Annotated in this window: 3 protein-coding genes; 2 read left to right on the top strand and 1 reads right to left on the bottom strand. The window is 57.9% G+C overall.

Annotated elements, in window-relative coordinates:
- Positions 1 to 337: 337 nt before the first annotated feature.
- Positions 338 to 6,082, top strand: coding sequence for an NACHT domain-containing NTPase (locus tag J7E83_RS12405; RefSeq protein ID WP_214962505.1), 5,745 nt, complete (start codon positions 338 to 340; stop codon positions 6,080 to 6,082).
- Between the two features lie 193 nt (positions 6,083 to 6,275).
- Here J7E83_RS12405 and J7E83_RS12400 read toward each other — a convergent pair whose 3' ends face one another.
- Positions 6,276 to 7,664: a DUF5677 domain-containing protein gene (locus J7E83_RS12400; protein ID WP_214962504.1), complete on the bottom strand. Its 1,389-nt coding sequence runs from the start codon at positions 7,662 to 7,664 to the stop codon at positions 6,276 to 6,278.
- Positions 7,665 to 8,203: 539 nt separating this feature from the next.
- Here J7E83_RS12400 and J7E83_RS21180 point away from each other — a divergent pair.
- Entirely contained in the window at positions 8,204 to 8,524 is a 321-nt protein-coding gene (locus J7E83_RS21180; protein WP_251043823.1) for a hypothetical protein, read from the top strand.
- The last annotated feature ends 37 nt before the right edge of the window (positions 8,525 to 8,561 follow it).

Raw genomic sequence — 8,561 nt, 5'->3', positions numbered from 1 at the left:
CAGAACCGGGGGCAGTCCCCTTGTGGGCCACATGGGGGACGACTTTTGCATGGGACTGTAGTGTCGATGCTGGCCTCTGACATGCCCCAACTATCTCAGGAGGATCTGGTGCTACGTTATTCGCGCGTGTGTGGGATCTGCCCGATACGGTACATGCCGTACCAACAGATCTTGATCGATAGGATCGACGCATGACTGACGCCCACGATCTCGCCTTACCAACCGGCTGCGCCGACCTCCCGACCCACGTAAAGAATCTGGGTCGGGCCGCACGCTTCAAGGCAATGGGGAATTTAAGGTCGCAGCTCATCGAGCTATCCTCGTGACTCAAGATGGCATGTCAAAGCGCCACAATCTAGTTGAGGACATGGTTCGCGAAATGGATGCGAATAGGGACGCCCCTGCATGGCTTTGGGCCCCGGTAGACGCGCAGCCCAGCGAGCCCCCTCTCGTTACGAGACCGACCCTGCTGCCTATTAGCGATCTGTCGTGGGAGAACACCGAACGCCTGTTCCTAAGACTTTTGGCACAGCAGGGCGATGTGCAGTGGGCCAAACTCTATGGAACAAGAGGGCAAGATCAACAAGGCATCGACGCCTATGCGCGGCTGACGCGGTCTGCAGGCGCTGGATTGTTGTCTGATTCGCAGTGGCCCTCTCAACGCCGCCACGCCGTACTTCAATCCCGACGAGTTCGTAAATTGTCCCCCTCGGACATCACTCGGGCAATTGATGATTTCCTGGAAGGCGCCTGGGAGAAGGAGACGAGTACCTTCTACTACGCAACGTCGTATGACCTCGCGGACGCTAAGCTCGACGTTGCCTTGCGGCAGGCCGCGGATCGACTCGAAAAAGTCGGTATAACGTTCGTGCCCTGGGGCGCCGACGAAATTAGCGCGATGTTAAGGTCGAAGCCAGACCTCGTTGACGACTTTTTCGGGCGCGCCTGGGTTGGACACTTCTGCGGGGCTCAGGCGCTGTCCATGCTTGAAAAACGTCTGCAGTTCCATGATTTTTGTAAGTTGCGCCAAGAGTTAGCGTTCCTGTATGAGGCCGTTTTCGACTCGCAAAATGCCATCCGTCGTCCTACAGAGGTCTCTACTTCAGTGCCGCCTGTGGAGGATATGAATGTCGAGGACCGGTTCGTCATGGTCGACGTGGCACCGCGTCAGTTTGCTCCGATGGGGGAGACTTCGTGGCTCGGAAACTCGGGGCTGGCCTTTGAACCTGTGGACCGGATGCCAGCCGGCTCGACGCACACCCAGATAAGGCTGAACGACTTCGGGGGTAGGGGTGAGCAACAGATAATTGACGGTGCCGCCGCGTTAGGCGGGGGCTTCGCCGATACCGTGAACGCATCCCCTACGGGGCGTCCGCGGCGAACACTCCGTCCCGTTCGGACCCTCCTAGAGCTAGATATCGCGAGAACGCGAGAGGGCGCACTCCATCAAGCAGCCGACGACTGGCTGTCGGATGGCAGTCGAAACTTGTTGATTGGTGAAGCCGGTTCAGGAAAGTCGAGTCTGATGCGATTCGTTGCGGCTGACCTTCTTAGTCGAGCTCCACAGTCGCGTGTCCTCCAAAGAGTCCACGGAGGGAGGTTGCCGGTATGGCTGCCCTTCGGTTTCCTGTGTCGACACCTTGACGAGGCTCAAAGCAATTCCCTTCCCACAGCAATTCACACCTGGCTGGATAGTCGGGCAGCTGGACACCTGTGGCCGTTGGTGGAGCGGGCGCTCGGTGACGACCGCCTACTACTTCTTGTCGACGGCATCGACGAATGGACCAGCCGTGAGGCAGCAAACATAGCTCTGGACTCCATTGAGACGTTTCTTGGCCGAACGAAGGCTGCTGCATTTTTGTCCTCACGGCCGTATGCCGTCGCCCGGCTGGCGTCCGCATTGAGCTGGAGGCAGGCTGACCTGATGCCACTTGATGACGAGCAGCGGCGGCAAATGGTGGTTCAGTACCTGCCACGCGGTGAAGGAAGCCCTACTGACGAACGCTACGTCGACGGTAGCTCTGATTTGGAACGGAATGTTGTATCGGAGGCAGTCCCGGGTGCTATTTGGCGACGGTCCAACGTGGAACCATTCTTGGGGGAACTTCGGGCAGTCACTGAGCTCTCATCGCTAGCTAGGACACCGCTTTTCCTCGCCCTTCTCGCGACGACATGGCGTGGCGAGCCTTTGCCCCCTAAACGATATGAGTTATACGGATCAATAGTGGATCTCATGGTGGAGCGGCACCCCCAGATGCGGCGTCGTTCTTCCCGGGCCGGTGACCTGCCGCTGAGTGAGCGGGATTTCAAGGCCACCATTGAGGCGGTAGCATATTCGCTGCGACTTGACGGCCATGTAGGTCCCATCCCAATGAGCCAGGTTCGTCGTCTCTTGCAAGAGGCGCTGTGCGACGAGGATGTTGTCGGGCTGCTCCCCGTGGAAGCACGGCGAATGGCTGAGTTGGTTCTGAACATGGCCGAGGACGAGTTCGGCCTACTCGTTCCTCAGGGGGCTAATCATGTCGGTTTCATCCACCGTGTAGTCCTCGATCAGTTAGCGGGGCAGCGACTCGCCAGACTCGAAATCAGCACACAAATTGATGTTTTTCGGTCCCGTCATGCCGATCCGGCTTGGACCGACCTATTGTTGTCCGCCCTTACAGCTCAACCTAATCCGCCCACAGTTGCTCGCATTCTCGATGCTGTACTTCAGAGCGGTGAGCAGTCCGGCAACGGATGGCCATGGAACGTTCGACAAGAGCAAAGCGCTCTGGAGTTGCTCGCAGCCGCCGTTGCGGCCGAAGCGAACCTATCGCCTCGCAAGACGAACCAGTACCTGGACCTGATCGTGGAAAGGATTGAGGCCCCGACGTCGCTGGAGCATCGGGCCGCATTGCTAACCTCGCTGGTCAAGTCCGCCTCTCACGCGAGTCTGGGCAGGCGACTGCTGCCTACATTCAAACGCTGGCTCGACGCGACACGGACCTTCCCGGGGCCGGCGCTCTACGCGCTGCGAGACCTCCCCATCGACGCTGAACGGGCCTCTGCCATCATGCTTCGCGGCATGCGCTTTGATTCTGGCGACGTACGCGCGAACGCTGCCGTCGCTTATGCCAATCGTTTCGGTTCGCCACGCAGGACTATCGAGTCTGCAGCCACCGATTCGAGCGGAGACGCAATCAGCATGGATTCGCAACTGGCCCTCGACCGCCTCGCTGATTTGGTAAAGCTCGGACCGACTGTAACCGCCCAAGCCACTGCCCTTTTTGCAATGGGACTAGGCTGGCCGGACAGTGGAGAGGCGCGGGAGCACTTGGCCTGGGGGCGTAGACAAGACCGGGTTGCAATCCGGACCACTGCCCTTTACTTCACAATGGAGGCAGAACCCGAGGCGCCCCTATCCAGCCTGGTCAGCGAAGAAGAAATTGACTGGTTGCTCTCACAGCCGCACGAAGAGCACTACTTCACTGAGCATGCCTGGACGAAAATGACCTTTGATCTCGTGGTTAAAGCGGCGGCGGAAGCTAACGAGGTAAGACGTGCCGCCCTGTCCAGTTTCGTGTGGGAAACGTTGCGCACGAATGGGCGTACGGGCGGAGACCGGTCCCTGTGCTGGCGATTGGCTTGCACAAGTCTTTCAGCTGACAATCGATTGCGCGATTGGGTTATTGATGAGTTGGAACGTGAGCGAGAACATCCGCTTCCCCTATATGATCTGACTTTGATTCCTCAGTCGTGGCGGAATCACTTTCGTATGGAGAAGGCCCTCGACTCATATGCTGAGAGGAGGGCCGGGGATTTTGACGGAAGTAGAGTTCGACTCGCACGGAGCCTTCCCCGTGAACATGCTCGTAAGCGACTCCTCGGGGCTCTTGACGGATTCCGGCCCTGGGGAGCTGCTGCCTGCTTGGTCCATGACTTCTGGGATGACGCTCACGTACGCTCCGTACTACGTGCCAGGCTGATGGACGATGCCATAGCGGCCAAATACGCGCCAGTGGCCCTAGACGTCCTAGGTTTCGAGGCGGGCTTCGAGCGGTTATTCGCGCTGCTTGTTGACTCGAACGAGGAGGAATCGCAGATCCGTGATGAGGAGCAGGTCATCCTTGCCCAGTCTGTGGCCATCGCATGGCGAAGGCTTCGCGAATTGGCCAATGCCGATGAGGGCAGCGATGCGTTCGAGGTGAGCACGGCATCAGATCAAGATGGAGCGGTTCAAAACAGAGAACGTGGCCGCCGAATTTTAGGTAGGTACGAGGATGCGGAAGTCTGCAACGCCTGCACCAACGTGAGCACCGCAGGTTTGGGATGGCACGTCGGCGACATAATTACGACGTGGCCCGCTCTTACTGCCGATTATGCTCTTGAAGCCCTATCGGATGACCGTCATGTTCTGGAAGGTGTCGACGACAGTATTCACCCAGCCGTGCTGCGGGCGTATGGCGAGTCCTCTGGCGCTAACTCAGAACGAGTCCTTGATGCGGCTCTCGACTTGATGCGGTTTCTTGAGCCGGAGCTGCGAGAGGTGCTGGCACACGAATTATGTTCCGCTGGGCTCGACCCCTCAGCCCTCCTCGACGTACTGTCGGCGTGGAAGCGAGATGACGACAACGGGGTCCGCCGAACTGTAGTCGTTGGAGTCACCCAAGCACTAATACGCGCACACCGGGCTGCGGCAGCCTCGGGTGTAACGACGGAGATGCTGGAGCTGGCGCATTGGCGTGACAGCGTGCGAGAACAACTTTGTTCTTACGGACCTTCGATGGAAGAAAACCGACAGAATGCATGGATCGCAATGCTTCTTCTGGGGGAACTTGATCTCGTCGAAGGACTGAGGGAGACCATCGGAGACGCAACTGAACCTGGTGTCCGACTCACCGATATCAACGGTACCCCGGATCAATTTCTTGTCGAGATTATCGTCGCCCATTGGGACGCGCTTAGCGGTCATTTTGGTGATGGCATCCTGAGGAGACTGTCGAAGGGACGGCGTTCAAACCGGCAGGACGAGGTTCTCGATAAGATCGAGACCGTCGGGGCTCTGGCGTTGGCTGCCGATAGCCATCCAGATGTGGCTCGCCTAGTACACAATTTCCTCGATCGCTCCATCTTTATTGAGGCGGAAGATGATGGAGCGGCCCCTGACGTAGATCCCGAGACAAAAGGCGCCTTTCAACGCTTTCAGGACAATCTGCGAGTCAGGCCCGCCGTCGTAGATTTGCAGCTCAGCGACGGCGAAAGCCTGTTAGAAACCTTCGAGAAGGTACTGGCCGCAAGTGATAAGGCACCAGGCAGGGAACCGCAGCGGTCTGACCAAGTAACGCAATGGGTGCTGTCACACCTACTCGGTGACGATTCGCGTAACCTCCACAGCGATGAGCTGCGGGAACTGATCGCAGGTGCCTTGGAGGAGGACGAGTGGCTCAGCGACCGAGCCTATCTCCAGACCCGCGGTAGCCTCCGTCGCAGTGTTTGGGCCCTGCTGTTTCCCGATGATCGTCAGACGCAGGCTTGGGTATCTGGTCTTGCTCAATGGTTTAGTCGAGGTCCCAAACGGGAAGGGCAGCCCTCGAACTGGCTAGAGGTCAGCGCACTTTGTATCGGGGCCACGCCGGCTGAAGACCTCCCTGCAATCATCGGTCGTATTTTCCATCCAGGACGGATGGAGTACGTTGACCGCTCCTCGTGGGAGCTGACTATTCCCACCCTCTATCGACTTCGGCAAGATGAAGCCGCTGTCCTCGCCCTGAGTCGCTCATTGTCGGGAGGCGCGATCCCGGAAACGTCCCCCTTCTTTAGACCCCTTTGGTCAATCGGCCGAGAAGAAGTCGATCAGCGGGCTGCGTTAACGCTGCAGAAAATAATCACCCCCAGAACGGAGTCTGCTCGCAAGGATCACATAGCGCGTCGCATCTTTGTCACGGCGCTGGCCCTCAAACATTCCGGTCATCTGTCACCAAACGATTTGGAGACTGCCGCCAGAACTCTTGTTGGTACAGATCAACGAACTGTTGTCGTAGACCCCTTCACCAACCAGGCTGGTCCACTCTTTTCAAGGGGTGTAGCTCTACTCCAGCAGTAAAACAAAGCCATAGCTCGCGATAAGATTGGACGTCCGATGACCTCGTCTCACCTGCAGATTCCTGCCAACGTCGAATAATCTGGCGCAGGCACGTATTGCGAACAGAAGGATCCTTGGAGTGTGCTTGAGTTCTGGAAATGTGCAGCAGGGGAGGGGCTGTTCCGCTTCTGGCAGGCGGGATCCGACTTTGATGTTAGCCCCCGTGGACAGGCTCAACTGCTGCGCGGTAGTCACCTATCAGGCTCTCCAAGATCCCGAGGGCGAATTCAACGCTGAAGGAACTTATGTCTCTGCTGCCCAAGCTTGGTATACGGTGACCTCGGTGCATCGGATTCGCACACCTACCCAGCGTGTGTTGAGAGATGGGCCCCCACTCACCATGCACGGCTGCACTGGCCGGACTAAAAATAAGGCGATAGTCGTCTAGTAGCCCTACTCTCTCCGCCATCCTCCTGGTATCCACGGATGCAAAGTTGCCTGCAATTTTAATGTCCTGAAACTCCTCCCAGACGTCACCATTAACTAAGGACTGCAGATGTTCGATTTCTGCGTCTAGCTCGCCCGATGTGTGGTCCAAGGAATCACGAAGCTCTTCCATGTGGAGTTTGTAGAGTTTAAGCTTTCCACGGCCGTACTCCTTGAATCGGAGGTAGATCTCAGGGTCTTGCGTCGGCATCCATTTGAGCACGATTCGCGTCTCGATAAGGCCGCGAGTTATCCCCGCTGCTTGATCGATGTGCCACAGGGCCGGCGAATTAACCATCGAATGAACGGACTCGATTTGTCGAAACACCAAGCCTGTAAGAACTTCGTGCTTGTCGGGCAAATAGAGATTGGGATCAACTCGCTCGCTGATCGACAAGGCCTCTTGAGTAAGCCGCGAGAGTTCTTGAATCCCTTTTCTGTGGGCATCTCCCACAGAACCAGCCAAATTTTCCGATCCGGGAGGGTCAACGACGGACGTTCGTTCACAGCCAAACTTGTGCCAGTTCTGCTGCCAGAAATCACGCGCCCAAGTCAGGCCCCGTGGTTCAATGCCCTCTTCGCTCCCAAGCATCGCTAGATTGAGGTAGGCAGCCCGCATAGCCGGTTCGATCCGACTTCTCTCACTCTCGGTGACGGAGTCCGGATATTTAGCCAGGATTGGAAACCAGTCCCTGGCAATGTGTGGCGCTACATGCAGCTTCCCAGCTTGTAAGTACGAACGAACAACCATGATCTTTGCTTTTGTTGCAACGTCGCTCTGGCCCTGAATGCTGTCGAAAACAACGGGGCGCAGAATGGCCTCATGTTGTGCCGGATCTGAAAACTTCTCATTAACCCCTAGATGTTCTAGGAGCCACCGTCCTGGAAGATTGTCGTAGGACAGGAGTGCTGCGCGGAACACCTCAGGGAATGCTTCTTCGTACAGGCCTGACTCTACTAGTGCCTGAAGGAGCGGCTGCCGCGAACTAAGTGGAAAGCGGTCAAAGGATGAGAGGGTTCCTGTAAAGACGGGGGCACTGGTGGCGTCGTCCTCGCCTATGGCTACTAACTCGTTTAACTCTTGGAGAACGTCAAGAACGCGGGCGACCAACTGCATCCCTGGCCCGGCTCCCCGCGAGGAGATCAAAAAGCAGACCCACAGCATGTCTGGAAATGCGTCCTGTAACCACGGAGATTCTTTCATAGGTCCCAAAGACCGAATCGGAGGAACAAGAACTTTCCCGGTCCTTTTATGGTCGGAGAGGCGGCTGTTTCCCGACTGTGATTTTCGTGTAGCTCGGCTGCTGCGCCCGCTCAAACTGTTCCCCTTATGGCCGTCGATACTTCATCTAAGCAGACTCCCCGGGCTCACGTAGCACTCCCGCTAGGCCCCGTCTGAAGCCATGACGCAATGTCGGCGGGCGCTCACCGCGCGGACGCCTTGGAGGGGCGGGCCACGGCGATACAAAATTATGCCGAGGCCCACCGCGAGTTCTCCAGCGACCTCGCCCACGAGAGCGCTGAGACCGGGCTGTCCTCGCCGATACAGGATGGGGCGCCCCTGTGCGTCAACCTGGATCAATCCGCGATGGCTGTCGGTCCTGCCCCAGGAGGGTCATGGTGGTGGAATGATGACAGACAACAGCGGGTCGCGTCATGGCCGCCGACGCCAGCAAGGAGCGCCTGGACGACCTCGTCGCCGAGAGCGCCGGACTTGATGTGGCCTCCGTCTCGGGCGACATCCCTAAGGGCCTTCGCTTCGGACGGCGGCTGGCCGGCATTGTAGGGGAGCCGCACCAACCAAGACGGACGACTGCCGGAAGTCCCGCCGTCGTCCGCTCCGTCTTGGGCCTCAGCGGTTATCGCTGGAGGCTGATCAGCTTCTGGCTCCTGCCTGCCCAGCTTCTCGATGGCGCTTTCCATAGTGTTCCAGTCGCGCAGGTAGACAAACATGACGCAGCCGCGGCCGAGGTCTAGCCAGAACTGCCCACCACCCGCCCACGTAGCACATAGA

The sequence above is a fragment of the Arthrobacter sp. ISL-48 genome, assembly GCF_018613805.1.
Classification (GTDB): Bacteria; Actinomycetota; Actinomycetes; order Actinomycetales; family Micrococcaceae; genus Arthrobacter.
This window is presented reverse-complemented; position numbering and strand designations above follow the sequence as displayed.

Coding starts and splice junctions, on each gene's coding strand:
- J7E83_RS12405 (WP_214962505.1), top strand. CDS start 338: ATGTCAAAGCGCCACAATCTAGTTGAGGACATGGTTCGCGAAATGGAT.
- J7E83_RS12400 (WP_214962504.1), bottom strand. CDS start 7,664: ATGCAGTTGGTCGCCCGCGTTCTTGACGTTCTCCAAGAGTTAAACGAG.
- J7E83_RS21180 (WP_251043823.1), top strand. CDS start 8,204: ATGGCCGCCGACGCCAGCAAGGAGCGCCTGGACGACCTCGTCGCCGAG.